The sequence below is a fragment of the Tessaracoccus luoxuelianae genome (genome assembly GCF_055326245.1).
This window is the reverse complement of record NZ_JBUZNO010000005.1, coordinates 112308-128363: the sequence shown is the minus strand read 5'-3', so window position 1 is coordinate 128363 and position 16056 is coordinate 112308. Positions and strand designations below refer to the sequence as shown.

Sequence of the window (16056 nt, the reverse complement as noted above, 5' to 3'; positions counted from 1 at the left end):
CCGCGGAGCGCCTGAGCCCGACAGCGAGGATGCGGGACGGCAGGGCGGGCTTGCGCTGTGATGCCCAACCCGGGGATCACCCAGCTGGCGTCCCGCCTGGGCTGACCCGACCCAGGCCCGCCCTGCCGTCGCGCACCCGGGCATCCTGTACCAGACCACGCTGCCCGGAGAGCAGGCTGCAGGAGGCGAGGGTCAGTGCGCCGCGACCTTCTTCTTCCGCGGGATCAGGTGCATGATCGCCACGACGATCCCGCCGGCCACGAGGCCGAGGATCGCAGACGCGAGCGTGTTGACCAACCAGCCGACGAAGCCGCCCGCCGCCTCGGCCGCCAACACCTCCCAGTGGTGCACGAAGTCGTAGATGACGGGCCAGCCCAGGTCGTTGATGCCGACCAGAAGGATGTGTCCACCCACCCACAGCATCGCCGCGATCCCCACAGTGGACAGCACCCTCATGACGATCGGCATCGCCTTGACCAAGCCCTCGCCCAGCCGGCTGGTGGGCGGGTTGGCGGCCAGCCTGAGGCCGACGTCGTCCATCTTCACGATCAGCGCCACGACGCCGTAGACCAACGCGGTGATGCCGAAGGCCACCACCACGAGCGTGATCGCCCGCATCCAGAAGCCCTCGCCGGCGATCTCGTTGAGGGAGATGACCATGATCTCCGCGGACAGGATGAAGTCGGTCCGGATGGCGCCACCCACCATCTTGTCCTCGTGGTTCTCGCCCTTGATCGCGACCGGTGCCTCCTTCACCTTGGAGTGGCCGCTGACCGCCTCCCAGATCTTCTCGGCGCCCTCGTAGGAGAGGTAGAGGCCGCCCACCATGAGTAGCGGGGTCAGTGCCCACGGCAGGAACTGGCTCAGCAGCAGGATTGCGGGCAGGATGAACAACAGCTTGTTGCGGATCGATCCCTTGGCGATCTTCCAGATCACCGGCAGTTCGCGGTCCGGGGTGAAGCCGTCGACATAGCGGGGGGTGACCGCCGCATCGTCGACCACCACGCCCACCGCCTTGGTGGACGCCTTGCCGGCCGCGGCCGCGATGTCGTCGACGGAGGCCGCCGCCGCGCGGGCGATGGCCGCCACGTCGTCGAGTAGTGCTGCAAGGCCGCCGGCCATGGGTTCCCCTCTCACCAGGTTTCGTCGGCGATTCTACGGTGGTGGGCGGCACCCGCAGGGTGCCCGCAGCCCCGCCCGCGAATGAGTGTCTGCTCACTGGGGGTTCGGGGATGGTAGACCGACCCCCAGGCACCACTCTGGAGAGGCCTAGGCTTGGTCCGGAAGGAGACCGATGAACAGTGCCCCGATTCCGGACGTCGGCGGCTGGTTTCGCACCGCCGCGGACGCCGTCGCGCTGCCGTCGACCCCCTCGTGGGGGCCCGGCACGGGCGGTTTCGGGCTGCGCTCCCACGACGACGACCTCGCCGCGGCGGCGGACCTCTTCCGGGGGCGCCCCACCATGGTCCTCACCGGCGCCGGCATGTCGACCGCCTCCGGCCTGCCCGACTACCGCGGCCGCGACGCGGTGCCCCGCTCGCCGATGACCTACCAGGAGTTCGTGGGCTCGGACCTCAGCCGTCGGCGCTACTGGGCGCGCAGCACGGTGGGCTGGCGATGGTTCGCCCAGGCGCGCCCGAACGCGGCGCACCACGCGCTGGCTGACCTGGGCGAGTTGACCCCGCTCACCGGCGTGGTCACGCAGAACGTCGACGGGCTGCACCAGGCGGCGGGGTCGCGGCCGGTGCTGGACCTGCACGGCGCACTCGAACGGGTGGTCTGCCTCGCCTGCCGCACCCTGATTGACCGGGACGGCATGCAGGAGCAACTCCTCGCGCTCAACCCGCGCTTCGCCGAGCGCCTCGACGCGCTCGCCGTCGACAGCCGCACCGCCCCCGACGGGGACGCCGAAGTGGATCGAACGGACGACTTCTTCTACCCGGACTGCCCACTCTGCGGCGGCATGCTGAAACCCGACGTGGTCTTCTTCGGGGAGAATGCGGACCGCACCGTCGTGGGGGAGGCGATGGCGCTGCTCGACGAGGCCGCGACGCTGCTCGTCCTCGGGTCCAGCCTGTCGGTGATGAGCGGCCTCCGGTTCGTGCGCCGTGCCGCCCAGCGGGGCCACGACGTCGTCATCGTCAACGACGGCGCCACCCGCGGCGACGACCTCGCCACCCTGCGCCTCCACGGAAGGCTCGAGGACGTGCTCGCCGCCTGGGTTGCACGCCTCGGATGAAGACGTTCCGGAAGGCGGGCACCGGGCGGGCGATCGCCACCGAGGTGGCCAGCCTGCGCTGGCTGTCCGAGGCGACCCCCGGAGGGGGCGCCGCCGTCGCCGAACTCGCCGGCTCGGGGGAGACCTGGCTGGAGACGGTGCTGCTGGACGAAGGGACGCCGACGCGCGCACACGCGGCCGAGTTCGGCCGCCGGCTTGCCTTGACCCACGCCGCCGGCGCCAGGTGGTGGGGCGAGGCGCCACCGGGTCTGGAGCCGGCGGATCTGGCGACGGCGAACCTGCCGACGCAGTGCCCACCTGGCGGTCGTTCGGCGAGTACTACGCCGAGGGGCGGCTCAGGCCCTACGTCGCGATGGCCGCCGGGCTTGAAGCCGAGGACAACCGGCTGCTTCACCGGGCGTGCGACGCCGTGGCGACGGGGCGGTTCGACTCGCCGCAACCCGCGCTCTGTGGGGAGGTGGCGCGCATCCATGGCGACCTGTGGGCCGGCAACGTGGTGTGGACGGCCGACGGGGTGGGGACGCTCATCGACCCCTGTGCCAACGGAGGACACGCAGAGACGGACCTGGCGGAGTTGGCGTTGTTCGGGAACGGGCAGATCTCCGACATCCTTGACGGCTACCGCGAGGTCAGCCCGCCGGCGGAGGGCATGCGCCAGCGGATTCCCCTGCACCAACTGCACATGCTGCTGGTTCACGTGGTCCTGTTCGGGGGCGGATACCTGCCGATGGCCCTGAATGTGGCGCGCGGGCTCCTGCGTTAGCGGGGCCTCGGGTAGCCCGTGGAGGGATGCTGGGTTAGGTTTGCGCGCATGAGCACTGCAGCCGTCGCCCAGAAGAAGAAGTTCACGTTCGGTCTTCTGCCCCGGATCGTCGTCGCCATCACGTTGGGCGTGTTGTTCGGGAACTTCTTCCCCGACTGGCTGACGCGCGTCTTCGTCACCTTCAACGGCGTCTTCGGCCAGTTCCTCGGCTTCGCCATCCCCCTGATCATCCTCGGACTCATCGCCCCGGCCATCGCCCAGCTGGGTCGCGGCGCCGGCCGGTGGCTGGCGGTGACCGCCGCCCTGGCCTACGCGTCGACGCTGAGCGCCGGCCTCATCGGGCTGGGCGCGTCACTGCTCGTCCTCCCGCGGGTGCTGCCCGAAGGCGGGGCGCCGTCGCTCACCAACCCCGACGAGGCGCTGCTCGCCCCCTACTTCGCGCTGGAGATTCCGCCCCTGTTCGGCGTCATGTCGGCGCTGGTGTTGGCGTTCATCGTGGGCGTCGCGCTGACGATGATCGAGGGCGGCGCGCTGCAGCGCGGGTTCGAGGAGTTCCGCGAGGTGATCAACATGGTCATCCAGAAGATCCTCATCCCCCTGCTGCCGTTCTACATCTTCGGCATCTTCCTCAACATGACGCAGGGCGGCCAGGTGTACACGGTCATCGCCACCTTCCTGGGTGTGGTGGTGTTCGTGTTCATCCTGACCTGGGTGATGCTGCTGGCGCTGTACACCGTCGCGGGGATCATCACCGGGCGGAATCCGCTCAAGATGCTGGTCACCATGCTGCCGGCCTACGCCACGGCGCTCGGCACCTCGTCCTCGGCCGCCACCATCCCCGTCACGCTGCGCCAGGCGATCAAGATGGGCGTGTCGCAGCCGGTGGCGGCCTTCGCCATCCCGCTCAACGCCACCATCCATCTCGCGGGATCCACCATCAAGATCACCTGCTTTGCGCTGGCCGTGATGATGCTCGCAGGGATCGAGATCAACGTGGGCGTGATGATCGGGTTCGTGATGATGTTGGGCGTCATGATGGTGGCGGCGCCAGGGGTGCCCGGCGGCGCGATCATGACCGCGGCGGGCCTGCTCTCGACGATGCTCGGGTTCACCGAGGCGCAGGTGGGCCTCATGATCGCGGCCTACATCGCCATCGACTCCTTCGGCACCGCCACGAACGTCACCGGCGACGGCGCCCTGGCGGCCATCGTCGACAAGTGGGTGTCGCGCTCCAGGCACAAGGACGAGTTGGCCGACGAGGCCGCCGTCCGGGCCGCCGCCTGACGCTGGATGCGTTCGCCCAGCGGAGCCTGGGCGGCGACCATCAGCCTCAGGACTCGGGGGCAGCCTGATCGGACCCGGACGGTCTGCGCGACAACGCCGCCTCCGCGGTCGTCGCCAGAACCGGGTCCACCTGAATGGTGGCGGCAGCGCGTTCTCCTCCGGTGAGGGCCGGGAGGGCGGCTGCTGCCGCCGCGATCTGAGCGATGGCGGCCCGCTCGGACATGGAGTCGCTGTCGATGACGAGGTCGAAGTTGGACTCGTCAGACCAGTCGACGTTGTAGAACAGACGAACGAACCGGGCGCGGATCTCGTCGTCGGCCTTGATCAGGCGGGCCGCCTCGTCGGGCTCGATGCTCGTGCGCTTGGCGACCCGGCCCGCGCGCACCGAGTCCGGCGCCTTGACGAGCACGTTCACCACGTCCGCCATGCCCTGGAGCACCCGGAATCCGCCCCGGCCCAGGATCACCACGTTGCCGCGGGCCGCGAAGGCCGCGATGGTCTCGTTCATCATCTGGATGGTCGTGGCGCTGTCCTCTTTGAACAGCTCCCAGATCTTGGGCTTGTGGTCGTAGATCGCATCGAGCCGGGTGACGCCGTATTGACGGATGACCTTGTTGATGGTCGATTTGTCCACGAAGTCGTAGCCCAACTGATGGGCCAGTTCCTGCGCGATGCGGCCTCCCTGGCTGCCGAGCTGACGCGACACGGTGATGACGGCCATGACTACCTCCTCGAGCCCGCGGACATCGGTGTCCGCTCCTGCATCCGACTGTAGTCCTGCCTCAGCGCCCCCGCGCGGGATCCCTGATCGCCCGCGTCCCTCGATGCGACGCCGGAATCCGCCTGAGCCGTCTCCATCCCGCCCCTGGGTCGGACTGTGATGAGATGGGCCCATGACCACTGACGTTGACTTCTGGTTCGATCCCATCTGCCCCTGGGCCTGGATGACCTCGCGTTGGATGCTCGAGGTGGAGAAGGTCCGCGACGTGAAGGTCACCTTCCACGTCATGAGCCTGGCCGTCCTCAATCACCGCCGCGACCTGCCCCCGGCGTACCGTCGGCACATGGACCGCGCCTGGATGCCGGCCCGCGCCGCGCTCCTCGTCGAGCAGCGCCACGGCTCGGACATGCTGCGCGAGTTCTACACCGAACTCGGCACCCGCTTCCACCCCGGCGGTGAGAAGCAGGGGCCGGAGACCGTCGCGGCCGCGCTGGCCGCCGTCGGCGCCGATGCCAACATCCTGGACATCGCGCAGACCGAAGCCGTCGACGACGACCTCCGCCGTTCGCACCACGAGGGCATGGATCCGGTGGGCGACGAGGTGGGCACCCCGGTGCTCCGCGTCAACGGGATGAGCCTGTTCGGGCCCGTGATCTCCCCTGCGCCGAAGGGCGAGGAGGCGGGCAACCTGTTCGACGGCTTCGTGAAGGTCACCGCTTACCCCGGCTTCTTCGAGCTGAAGCGCACCCGAACCACGGACCCGATCTTCGACTGAGTGCCGAAGCCGCAATTAGCACCGGACATTTGGACTTATTAGTCCACCCCGGGAGCTACGGGGCGGACCCCGTTGGCTAGCGTGTGCGCCATGGGCAAGGTTCTGGTTGCGTACGCGACCCGCGGGGGCACCGCACGCGACATCGCCGAGGCCGTCGGCTCGGTCCTGAGATCCACCGGGCATCAGGTCCTCGTCGCGGACCTGAAGTCTCGCCCCTCCGTCGACGGCGCGGCGCTGGTGGTGCTCGGCAGCGGGATCAATGCGGGCAGCTGGTATCAGGAGGCGACGGCGTGGGTCGCGGCGGAGGAGGGCGCGCTGCGGGAGGTGAGTGTCGCGGTGTTCAACGCCTGCCTCAACGCCGCGGATCCGGCCAAACGCGTCGAGTCGCTGGCCTACAACGCTTCGATGGCGCAACGGCTGGGCGCGGAGGCGAGCGAGTCGTTCGCCGGGCGGTTCGTTCCCGAGCGTGTGAGCTGGTGGAGGAGATGGTTTCTGCACACGATGCAGAAGCCGATGCAGGACAACCTGGATCTCGGCGCGGTGCGCGCCTGGGCGTCGACCCTCGACGTGCCCTCATCCGCTGTCTAAGCGACGGCCCCGCCGGTAGCGCGGGGCCCCGTTCGAACGGGTGGTGACCCCCACCCCGACGCCGACCCGAGCCAGGCGCGCATACCATCGAAGGCATGCGACGCCGTGCCTTCCTCCTCGGAGCCGCCGCACTCCCGGCGGCGGCCTGCTCAGGTCCCGTGTCGCTGCCCATCCCTGACGTCGGCGGCCTCGGCGGGTGCCGCACACCCGACTCACTGACGTCCTTCTCCTCGCTCGGCGGCGCACCGCTGAGCTACGAAATCACCGGCACCCCGCAGGCGTTCCGCGCCGACCCCCGGTTCATCGAGCGTCTCGAGGAATGGGCCGCGGAGTGGGTCTCGGTCAGCGGCCTAGGGCCCCTCCGGGAGGTATCCACGTACGGCGCCTTCGTCGACAGGTGCGACTCCTGGCACGCCGCCGGCCGCGCCTTCGACTTCGCCGAGCTGGTGCACGAGGGCGGCCGCGTGTCCTGCCGCTACGACCTCTGGGGCGAGGACCCCGCCGAGCTCCCCGGCTACTGGCGGCTCGCCGCCTCCGTCGCGTCCCGCTTCACCTACACGCTGACCTACCGCTACAACGCGCAGCACCACAACCACATCCACATCGACAACGGGATCAACGGCTACGAGGCCGCGTCGTTCCGGGAGGGGTCGCGGACCCAGGTGGAGCTGGTGCAGGGCGTGCTGCGGCATCTGTTCGGCCGCGACGTCGAGGCGTCGGGCCGCTACGACGAGCAGACCAGGTCCGCGGTCCGCGCCGTCCAGCGGGAGCTGGGCATCAGCGTCCCCCTGGCCTCGGCCGACGGGTGGCGCGAGTTCCTCACGGGCGCCGCGGGTCAGCGCTGAGCTTTCAGCGCCTCCCGCAGCACGTCCAGGCCGACGGACCCGAGGTCCAGAGCCCGGCTATGGAACTTTCGCAGGTCGAACGACGCCCCGTCACGCGCCGCCGCCTCGTCGCGGGCCTGCTCCCACAGCCGCTGCCCCACCTTGTACGCCGGGGCCTGCCCTGCCCAGCCCAGGTACCGCTCCAACTCGAAGCGCACGAACTCCTCGGCCATGTTCACGTTGGCCTTGAGGAACGGCCACGCCTTGTCCGCGTCCCAGGTGCCGCCGCCCCACTCCTCGGGGGCCGGCTTGCCGAGGTGGACGCCGATGTCGAGGACAACGCGGGCGGCCCGCATCCGCTGGGCGTCGAGCATCCCCATCCGGTCTCCCGGGTCGTCGAGGAAGCCGAGCTGTTCCATCAGCCGCTCCGCGTACAGGGCCCAGCCCTCGCCGTGGCCGGACACCCAGCAGATCATCCTGCGCCACCTGTTGAGCTCGCCGGCGCGGTAGACGGCCTGCGCGATCTGAAGGTGATGCCCCGGCACGCCCTCGTGGTAAACCGTCGTCTTCTCGCGCCAGGTGCCGAAGCTCTCGACGCCCGGGGGAACCGACCACCACATCCGCCCCGGCCGCGAGAAGTCGTCCGTGGGGCCGGTGTAGTAGATGCCGCCGTGCTGCGTGGGGGCGATGCAGCACTCCAGCCTGCGGATCGGGTCCGCGATGTCGAAGTGCGTTCCGGCCAGGGCCTCGACGGCCGCGTCGGACGTCTGCTGCATCCAGCGCTGGAGGGCGTCGGTGCCGTGGAGCTGTCTGGTGACGTCCTCGTCGAGGAGACGCATGGCCTCGTCGGCGGTGGTGCCGTCACCGTAGAGCTGATGCGCCACCTCGTCCTGCTCCGCGACGATGCGGGCCAGTTCCTCGCGACCCCACTCGTAGGTCTCGTCCAGGTCGATGGTGGCGCCCAGGAACTGCCGCGACAGCCGACCGTAGCGTTCCCGGCCGACGGCGTCGGCCCGCGGCGCGCGGGGGGCGAGCTCGCGCAGGCTCTCCGCGAGCCGGGCGTAGGCGCCGCGGGCCTGGTCCGCGTTGTGGCTCAGCGTGTCGGCGAGCGGCCCGGACGCGTCCGGGGAGGCCGCCAGGGAGGTCCAGAAGGAGCCGTCCCCGGCGAGCTCGTCGGCCTGTCTGATGCCCATCTCCATCTGCCGGAGCGCCGGCGCGGGGCCCTGGTCGACGGCGAGGCGCAGCGACTCGATGTACCCGTCGACGGCTGCGGGCACCGCGCCCATGCGCGCGGCGATGATCTCCCAGTCGTCGGTGGTGGCGGTGGGCATGAGGTCGAAGACGTCACGGATGTGCTGGAGCGGGGAGGCGATGTTGTTGAGCTGGGCGTAGTCCTCCCCGGCCTCGAACAGCTCGAGGTCCAGCCCGAGGCGTTCGCGCATCGCGGCGGCGGTCACGGCGTCCACGTCGTCGACGGCCTCCGTGGCCTCCGCGAGGCGCAGCGCCGCCCGGGTGGCCTCGGCCCGCGCGGCCAGGCCGGCGGGGGAGAAGTCGTCGAGCTGGTGATCGTGGCCGGGCGCGCCGATTCCGGTGGCGGTGATGGGGCTGAGGGTGACGATGGTGTCGACGTAGGCGTCGGCGACCATGTCCAGCGGGGTGCTCACGCGGTTGGTCATGGCGCCGACGCTACCAGCGGGCTCCGTCAGCTTCCGGCGAGCATGTCCTTCACCAGTGGCACCAGCTCGGTGCCGTACAGGCCGATGGTGTCCATGATGGCCTCGTGGGACAGGCGCCCGGTGGACACCTTGAGCTGGAACCGCTGCGCGCCGAGCGTACGGAAGCCGTGGGCGACCTTGGCCGCCACCGTCTCGGGTGAGCCGACGGCCATGGCGCCGTGCTCCGCCTCGTCGTCGAAGTGGGCGCGGGTCATCCGGCCCCACCCGCGCTCGCGCCCGATCTTCGAGGTCTGCTCCAGCCAGGGCTTGAACATGCGCTCGCGGGCCTGATCGTCGGTGGCGGCGAGGTGTCCGTAGGAGTGCCAGCCCACAGGCTGCGGCTCCTTGCCCAACTCGTCGAGGGCGCGGCGGTGCAGGTCGGCGAACGGCGCGAACCGGTCCACGGAGCCGCCGATGATGGCCAGCATGAGCGGCAGGCCGTAGTTGGCCGCACGCAGCACGGACTGCGGGCTGCCGCCGACGGCCACCCAGGTGGTGAGCGGTGCGGTGGCGAGGCGCGGGAACAGTTCCACGTCGTCGAGGCTCTGCGTGAGCTGACCCGACCAGGTCTGCCGCCCGCCATGGATGAGCTGAGCGAGCATGGCCAGCTTCTCCTCGAAGAGGGCCTCGTAGTCGGCGAGGTCGTAGCCGAACAGCGGGAAGGACTCGATGAACGAGCCACGGCCGGCGATGAGTTCGGCGCGGCCGCCGCTCAGGGCGTCGAGGGTGGCGAAGCGCTCGAAGACGCGGACGGGGTCGTCAGAGGAGAGGACGGTGACGGCGGTGGCCAGCTTCAGGTGGGTCGTGCGGGTGGCGATGCCCGCCAGCACCATGTCGGGGGCTGAGACGGCGAAGTCGTCGCGGTGGTGCTCGCCGATGCCAATGACGTCGAGGCCCACCTCGTCGGCCAGGACGGCCTCGTCGATGAGGTTGCGGATCACCTGATCGTGGGGGAGGAGGGCACCGTCGGGGCCGGCGGTGACGTCGCCGAACGTGTCGATGCCGAATTCGAGCCGGTCGATGTCCATGGGTTCCTCGCAAAGATTGAGAGATCAACTATTCCTAGCCTACCCGCTCATGCAGGCGCCTGCCCTCGGTGCGGACGCCTGCCCTCGGTGCGGACGCCTGCCCTCCGTGCGGACGCCTGCCCTCCGTGCGGACGCCTGCCCTCTAGCGCAGGTGCCCGTCATGCGCCTGCCTTCGTTTCCGCCGCCTGAGCTGTAGCGCAGGCGGCCAGATCTAGCGCAGGCGCCGTCCCGGCGCCGAGATCTAGCGCAGGCGTCGAGAACTAGGGCAGGCGTCGAGACCGAGCGCAGGCGCGGGGGGCCGCATGGGGCGGCGTCTCCGCGCTGGGTGCTAGCGTGGGCCGCGGCGACCCGCCCCGGACGACGGATCAGTACCCGGTGACGACAAGACTGGCCATTCCTTGAAAGGATTCGTCCATGGACTGGGTCATTCTGCTGGCCTCCGGCGTCCTCGAGGCAGTCTGGGCAACCGCCCTCGGCCGCTCCGACGGCTTGCGCCGTCCCACCCCCACCCTGATCTTCGCGGTGACGGCCGTCCTCAGCCTCGTCGGGCTCGGGTTCGCGCTCAACACGCTTCCCACCGGCACCGCGTACGCAGTGTGGACCGCCACCGGCGCCTCGCTGACAGTTGCGTGGGCGATGTTCACCCGCGTCGAGCCGGTGAGCCTCGCCAAGATCCTGCTGCTGGTGGGCATCGTCACGTGCGTCGTCGGCTTGAAGGTGCTGGCATGACCGCGCGATGGGCCTGGCCCATGCTTCTGGCCAGCGCCGTCCTCGAGGCGGTGTGGGCCAACGCCCTGTCCGCCAGCGAGGGCTTCACCCGCCCGGTTCCCGTTGTCGTGTTCCTGGTGGCCACGGTTGCCTCGGTCGTCGGGCTGGCCTTCGCCATGCGCCACATCCCGACTGGGACGGCGTACGCGGTGTGGACCAGCGTCGGAACGGTGCTGACGGTCGCGTATTCGGTTGCCATCGGTGCGGAGGGCATCACCTGGCTGAAGGCCCTGTTCCTGGCCGGGATCATCGGGTGCGTAGTCGGACTCAAGCGCCTGGACCACCCGCCCGACGCTGGTGCGTGACTCCGCAGCGGGCGCAGGGTGGTTTCGACGCGGTCGCGGCGCTTCGCGCGCGCGCCCGGCTCAACCCCGCGGGAAGGGCCGAGCGCGCGACGACGTCAGGAGATCTGCCACACGGTGGTCGTGCCGCTCACCTCGTTGCCGACGACCAGCAGCGGGGAGTGCGTCGGGCTGTCCGAGGCCGGGATGAACAACAGGCCCTCGGGGCCGAAGTCACCCGCGTTGCGGTACACGCCCTGAGCGACGGGGGCGGTCGGGTTGGTGACGTCGAACACCACGATCGCGCTCGCCCGCTCCAGACCGACGAACGCATACGTGCGGCCACCGATCCGCCCAGTGGTGACGCCCTCCGGCTCGGGACCCTTGGCGTCCGAGCGGTTGTCGAGGCCCAGGACCCCGTCGTCGTCCACGTCCCCGTTGAAGGTGCCCGGGTCGAAATCGGCCATCATCTGCTCCAGGGCATCGCCCGAATCCCACACCAGGGCGCCGGAGGCGTCGCGGATGGTGATCGAGCGGGCGCCGTAGCTCCACAGCTCGGAGTAGACGCCGTCGATGTTGGGCGAATCGGTGACGACGGCAAGGCGGCCGAGGTTCTCGTCCTCCTGCAGGGTGGCGGCGTCGGGGAAGGCGGTCGGATCCAGCGCAAGGCTCTTGATCCGAGCCTCGTCCTCCCACCCGTCGTACTCGCGAGCGTCGCCCTCGTTGGCCGTGATGGTGAAGGTCTTGCCCTGCGCGGTGTACGCAGCGATGGCGTCGGGCATGTAGAGGCCCTTGACCGGCCACGGCGCGATGTTGATGGCGTCGTCCATGTCCGACGCGTCGAGCCCAGAACCGGCCACGGAGTGGTCCTTGAGCCCCAGCGGGACGATGTCCGTCACAGTGGCGGTCCGGATGTCCACGGTCGCCATCGCGTTGTTCTCCTGCAGCGTGACGTAGGCGGTGTGACCCGACTTGTCGACGGCGATGTACTCCGGCTCCAGGTCCTGTGCGGCGGTGGCGCGGGGCCCGGTAATCCGCACGCCCTCGGCGACGAGGGCCTCCTTGGTGAAGGCGGAGAAGTCCGCCGTGCGAGCAGTGGCCCGGGCTGCGCCACGGGTCACGTCGATGACCGTCACTGACCCCTCCGGGTCAACCTGGGCTTCCAGCAGATTGTTCTCATCGTCGAGTCGCTCGTCGAGATAGCCCTCGGGCTCGCCCTCGTTGGCCACCAGCACCGTCTTGCCGTTAGGCGTGAACGTCACCATGTCGGGCAGCGAGCCGGCCGCGACCTCGCCGGTCTGCACCAGGGTGCGGGCGTCGAAGAAGACCACCGAGCCCGGCAGATGCTTCTCGTCGGCGGCCTCCGCGACAGCCACCAGCCCGTGGCTCACCGCGACACTGTTCGCCCCCGGGGTGTCCAGCTCCCCAACCTTCACCGGGTTCGACGGATCAGAGGCATCAAGCACGTCGACGGTGCCCGCTTCGGCGTTGACCACGAACAGGCGGGCGGTCAGCTTGTCGAACGCCACGATTTCGGCGGCCGACTCGTCCCACTTTCCGCCGGAGGCGTAGGTGCCGAGCACGTCGAGGGTGATCCCCGACGGCGGGGCGGCGGGGGCGACGGAGGGGACCAGGACGCAGGCCCCGGCCACGACGGCGGCGAGCGAGAGACGCACGGCGCGGCGCAACGATGCTGAAGAAGTCATGCCGCGACGCTAAAGGCCGACGGAGAACACCAGGTGAACGAGGGGTGACGCTCAGCGGAACAACGAGATGATCAGTGGAGCGGCCGTGGTGCCACCCGAATCCCCCACTTCGACGAACGACGCCACCGCGTACCTGTCGTTGTAGGCGATCATCCACGCGCTCGTCTGGAGCGCCCCAGCCGTGCCCCACTGGGCCGTGCCCGTCTTCGCGCCCGTCATGACTCCCTGCAGCGACCGGCCCGTGCCCGAGGTCACCGTCGTCTCCATCAGGGACTGGAGCGACTCCGCCTCTGCCGCGGTGAGCGGCGCCGCCGTCGGGGTGGCCTCCTCGCCCTTGACCAACCAGGGCAGCACCGTCCGCCCGGCCGCGACAGACGCCGCGACAGTGGCCATCCCCAGCGGTGACATGGTGACCTGACCCTGCCCGATCATCGAGGCCGCGAGGTCGATGGAGTTGGCCGGCTGGACCGTGCCGAAGTTGGACGTGAAGCCCACGTCGTAATCGGTGCCCACCCCGAGCGACCCCGCTGCCGCGTGCAGCTGCTCACCCGTGATGGACTCCGACGCGCCCGCGAAGGCCGTGTTGCACGACTGCGCGAAGGCTGTGCTGAGCGGGATCCGGCCCAGCGAACCGGACGGGTAACCCGAATAGTTGCCGAAGGTGTAGGTGCCCACCGTGAGCGAGGCAGGGCAATTCACCGTCGACGACGGCGTCAGCCCGGACCGCAGCATGGCCAGGGCGGAGACCGCCTTGAAGGTGGAGCCGGGCGCGTAGTTGCCGTAGGTCACGTGCGGGTAGGTGCCGCCAGCCGGGGACTGCGCCGCGGCGAGGACGCCGCCGTCGGCCACGTCCAGCACCACCAGCGCCGCCATGCCGGTCTGCGTGCTCAACACCTCCTCGGCCTTCGTCTGCAGATCCCGGTCCAGGCTGAGGTCGATGCCGGAGCCCACGCTCTGATCCTGCTGGAACAGCGCCTTTTCCGGGGCGGGCGACGCCGACTCCGACGCGGTGGCGTCCTGACGCGGCACCAGGTCCACCCGCACGGAGGGCACGCCGCGCAGCTGCTCGTCGTAGCGGGCCTGCAGGCCGCTCAGCCCGACCCGGTCCTGGATGGTCAGCGTGCCGCCGGACTCGTCGATCATCTCCTTGGTGGGGGTGCCGACCGAGCCCAGGATGGGTGCCGCGAAGGAGCCGCCGGGGCCGACGATGGCCGAGATCTCGCGGACGTAGGCGCCCGGCACCTGGCTGATGGTGGGCGGAATCTCAGCCTGGACCATGGTGGCCGCGACCACGAACGCCCTGGGGCCGTTGGCCAGGACCTTCTTCGTGAACGCCGCGGCGTCCACCTCCAGGATGGCGGCCAGGTCCGACGAGGCCGTCGGCCACTCGGCTGCCTCCACGGAGGACTTGTCCAGGCCCACCTCGAACATGGCCCCCTCCTCGACGATCGCCACGCCGGCGTTGTCGTTGATGGGTGCCCGGCGGCCCTCCGTGAGCGTGTGCCGCAGCCGGGTGGCCTCGGTGAGCTCCGGGTGGATGATCGAGGGCGCCCAACTCAACCGCCACTTGTCCCCGGAATAGCGCAGCCTCGCCTCCGACGGGTAGGTCCACCCCTCCTTACCCAGCTGGTAGCTCATGGTGAGGGTGGCGACGGCCACGTCGTCGTTGGCCTCGTAGGCCACGGGCCCGGCGCTGACGGTGGGGTAGATCTCGTCCATTCCGGCGAAGATGGCCTCGAAGTCTGTCTGCGCCTCCGCGGCCACGCCCACCATCGGGAGGCCGGAGACGTCCTGCGCGTTGAGCGCATCCACGACGGCGGTGAGGGCCTCGTCGATGGGGGGCAGATCCGGGCGCCCCGCCTGCGAACCACTGGGGTTGGGATCAGGGTCCGGCCCGGGGGCGCACCCTGCCAGGAGCAGTGCCAGCGTCATCGCGGCGGCCAGCAGACGTCGTCTCATGGGGGACCTCCTGTTCGTGACAAGGCTACCGGGGCCTTCCGACACCTTCGGTGACCCCGCCGTCGGGAAACGGCGGAGGCTCGCCATCCAGGCGTGCCTCGTCGCGGATTGGTGGTCGGCCCGTGCCCCGGTACCCTGGAAATGGCGTCTCGCAGACCTTCTACCCGGGTCTTCCCGAGCCAGTCGCCTCAACACAGGAGAAGAATCCGTTGAACGTACCCCTCTGGGTGTGGGCCATCACCATCCTCGTCATTCTCGGCCTGCTGGCCTTCGACTTCTTCTTCCACGTCCGCAAGGCGCACATCCCCACGCTCCGGGAGGCGGCCGTCTGGTCCGCCATCTACGTGGGGCTGGCGCTGCTCTTCGGCGTGCTGGTCTGGGTCTTCGGCGGCGCCCAGATGGGCGCGGAGTACTTCGGCGGCTACATCACGGAGAAGGCGCTCAGCGTCGACAACCTCTTCGTGTTCCTCATCATCATGTCCAGCTTCGCCGTCCCGAGGCAGGACCAGCAGAAGGTGCTGCTGTTCGGCATCGTGTTCGCGCTGATCGCCCGCACCGGGTTCATCTTCGCGGGCAAGGCCATGATCGAGGCGTTCTCCTGGACGTTCTACCTGTTCGGGCTCATCCTCATCTTCACGGCGGGCAAGTTGCTGGCGCCGGAGAAGGACGGCGAGGAGGAGGGTGCCAACAACTTCATCATCCGCCTGGCCAAGAAGTACCTGCGCACCACGGACCACTACGACGGCGACAAGCTCTTCACCATCGAGAATGGGCGCCGCGTGCTCACCCCGATGCTTCTGGTGATGATCGCCATCGGCGGCACGGACATCCTGTTCGCGCTGGACTCCATCCCCGCCATCTACGGCCTCACCCAGAACGTGTTCATCGTGTTCACGGCCACCGCGTTCTCCCTGATGGGGCTTCGCCAGCTGTACTTCCTCATCGACGGCCTCCTGGACCGCCTCATCTACCTCAAGTACGGGCTGTCCCTGATCCTCGGTTTCATCGGCGTCAAGCTGATCCTGCACGCGCTGCACGAGAACAACCTGCCGTTCATCAACGACGGCGAGCCGGTGCCGGTCTACGAGATCGAGATCGGGCTGTCGCTGACCGTCATCCTCGGCATCCTGGTCGTCACGGTGCTGGCGTCGATCTTCAGCCCCACCGGCAAGATGCAGACCGCCGTCCGTCAGATCGATCGCCTCGCCTACGGCTACGTCCACACCGAGTACCACGGCGACGAGGTGGAGCGCGAGGCCAACTACCAGCGCATGCTGGACGCCGAGTCGGCGCTCACGCAGTTCGACCAGGACAAGCTCATGGAGCAGATGGAGGAGACCGGGGCCCTGCGCGCGGTGGAGAAGGCTCACCGGATGCACGCGGACGCCACCAGGCGCTAGCCGTC

The 16056-nt window shown here is 69.6% G+C and carries 15 protein-coding genes and 1 riboswitch; of the genes, 9 read left to right on the top strand and 6 right to left on the bottom strand.

The features are described 5' to 3' along the window. Nucleotides 1–192 precede the first annotated feature (192 nt). Nucleotides 193–1122, bottom strand: a complete 930-nt coding sequence (locus ACZK39_RS09130; RefSeq protein WP_463613108.1) for a DUF808 domain-containing protein — start codon at nucleotides 1120–1122, stop codon at nucleotides 193–195. A gap of 172 nt (nucleotides 1123–1294) precedes the next feature. Here ACZK39_RS09130 and ACZK39_RS09125 point away from each other — a divergent pair, with 172 nt between their 5' ends. The 3 genes from ACZK39_RS09125 (at nucleotide 1295) to ACZK39_RS09115 (ending at nucleotide 4286) form a co-directional block, all read left to right on the top strand. Beyond that, entirely contained in the window at nucleotides 1295–2239 is a 945-nt protein-coding gene (locus ACZK39_RS09125) for an NAD-dependent protein deacetylase (RefSeq protein ID WP_463613107.1), read from the top strand. Between the two features lie 289 nt (nucleotides 2240–2528). Further along, the gene (locus ACZK39_RS09120) at nucleotides 2529–3002 is read left to right on the top strand and encodes a fructosamine kinase family protein (RefSeq protein WP_463613106.1); all 474 of its coding nucleotides are present in this window, start codon (nucleotides 2529–2531) and stop codon (nucleotides 3000–3002) included. 48 nt (nucleotides 3003–3050) lie between these two features. Continuing rightward, on the top strand, nucleotides 3051–4286 hold the full coding sequence (locus tag ACZK39_RS09115) for a dicarboxylate/amino acid:cation symporter (RefSeq protein WP_182781298.1): 1236 nt from the start codon (nucleotides 3051–3053) through the stop codon (nucleotides 4284–4286). A 46-nt stretch (nucleotides 4287–4332) separates the two neighbouring features. On the opposite strand, the gene ACZK39_RS09110 is transcribed toward ACZK39_RS09115, so the two are convergent. Then, nucleotides 4333–5007 (bottom strand): cytidylate kinase-like family protein, encoded by a 675-nt coding sequence (locus tag ACZK39_RS09110; protein ID WP_182798958.1) that lies wholly within the window; start codon nucleotides 5005–5007, stop codon nucleotides 4333–4335. A gap of 172 nt (nucleotides 5008–5179) precedes the next feature. On the opposite strand from ACZK39_RS09110, the gene ACZK39_RS09105 reads away from it, so the two are divergent. From ACZK39_RS09105 to ACZK39_RS09095, 3 genes are all read left to right on the top strand, one after another. Continuing rightward, complete coding sequence (locus ACZK39_RS09105) at nucleotides 5180–5782, top strand: mycothiol-dependent nitroreductase Rv2466c family protein (RefSeq protein ID WP_463613105.1); 603 nt, start codon at nucleotides 5180–5182, stop codon at nucleotides 5780–5782. A 90-nt stretch (nucleotides 5783–5872) separates the two neighbouring features. Further along, on the top strand, nucleotides 5873–6370 hold the full coding sequence (locus ACZK39_RS09100; protein WP_182798956.1) for a flavodoxin domain-containing protein: 498 nt from the start codon (nucleotides 5873–5875) through the stop codon (nucleotides 6368–6370). A 95-nt stretch (nucleotides 6371–6465) separates the two neighbouring features. Beyond that, a complete protein-coding gene (locus tag ACZK39_RS09095; RefSeq protein ID WP_182798955.1) occupies nucleotides 6466–7215 on the top strand; it encodes an extensin family protein in 750 nt (249 codons plus the stop codon). Here ACZK39_RS09095 and ACZK39_RS09090 read toward each other — a convergent pair. Both ACZK39_RS09090 and ACZK39_RS09085 read right to left on the bottom strand, forming a co-directional pair. Further along, nucleotides 7206–8870 (bottom strand): DUF885 domain-containing protein, encoded by a 1665-nt coding sequence (locus tag ACZK39_RS09090; RefSeq protein WP_459055492.1) that lies wholly within the window; start codon nucleotides 8868–8870, stop codon nucleotides 7206–7208. The genes ACZK39_RS09095 and ACZK39_RS09090 overlap by 10 nt on opposite strands. Nucleotides 8871–8896: 26 nt before the next feature. Continuing rightward, complete coding sequence (locus tag ACZK39_RS09085; RefSeq protein WP_182781304.1) at nucleotides 8897–9937, bottom strand: LLM class flavin-dependent oxidoreductase; 1041 nt, start codon at nucleotides 9935–9937, stop codon at nucleotides 8897–8899. A gap of 330 nt (nucleotides 9938–10267) precedes the next feature. Beyond that, a riboswitch (guanidine-III (ykkC-III) riboswitch) is annotated at nucleotides 10268–10333 on the top strand. Nucleotides 10334–10351: 18 nt separating this feature from the next. Here ACZK39_RS09085 and ACZK39_RS09080 point away from each other — a divergent pair. Both ACZK39_RS09080 and ACZK39_RS09075 read left to right on the top strand, forming a co-directional pair. Beyond that, nucleotides 10352–10666, top strand: a complete 315-nt coding sequence (locus tag ACZK39_RS09080; protein WP_182781305.1) for a DMT family transporter — start codon at nucleotides 10352–10354, stop codon at nucleotides 10664–10666. Then, nucleotides 10663–11010 carry a DMT family transporter gene (locus tag ACZK39_RS09075; RefSeq protein WP_459055491.1) on the top strand — a complete coding sequence of 116 codons (348 nt, stop codon included), beginning with the start codon at nucleotides 10663–10665 and terminating at the stop codon, nucleotides 11008–11010. Before ACZK39_RS09080 ends, ACZK39_RS09075 begins: the two co-directional genes overlap by 4 nt. A gap of 95 nt (nucleotides 11011–11105) precedes the next feature. Here ACZK39_RS09075 and ACZK39_RS09070 read toward each other — a convergent pair whose 3' ends face one another. Together ACZK39_RS09070 and ACZK39_RS09065 are read right to left on the bottom strand one after the other, a co-directional pair. Next, nucleotides 11106–12692, bottom strand: a complete 1587-nt coding sequence (locus tag ACZK39_RS09070; RefSeq protein ID WP_459055490.1) for a choice-of-anchor I family protein — start codon at nucleotides 12690–12692, stop codon at nucleotides 11106–11108. A gap of 51 nt (nucleotides 12693–12743) precedes the next feature. Then, nucleotides 12744–14651 carry a penicillin-binding transpeptidase domain-containing protein gene (locus ACZK39_RS09065; RefSeq protein ID WP_459055489.1) on the bottom strand — a complete coding sequence of 636 codons (1908 nt, stop codon included), beginning with the start codon at nucleotides 14649–14651 and terminating at the stop codon, nucleotides 12744–12746. 209 nt (nucleotides 14652–14860) lie between these two features. Here ACZK39_RS09065 and ACZK39_RS09060 point away from each other — a divergent pair, with 209 nt between their 5' ends. After that, nucleotides 14861–16051 (top strand): TerC family protein, encoded by a 1191-nt coding sequence (locus ACZK39_RS09060; RefSeq protein WP_459055488.1) that lies wholly within the window; start codon nucleotides 14861–14863, stop codon nucleotides 16049–16051. Nucleotides 16052–16056 lie beyond the last annotated feature (5 nt).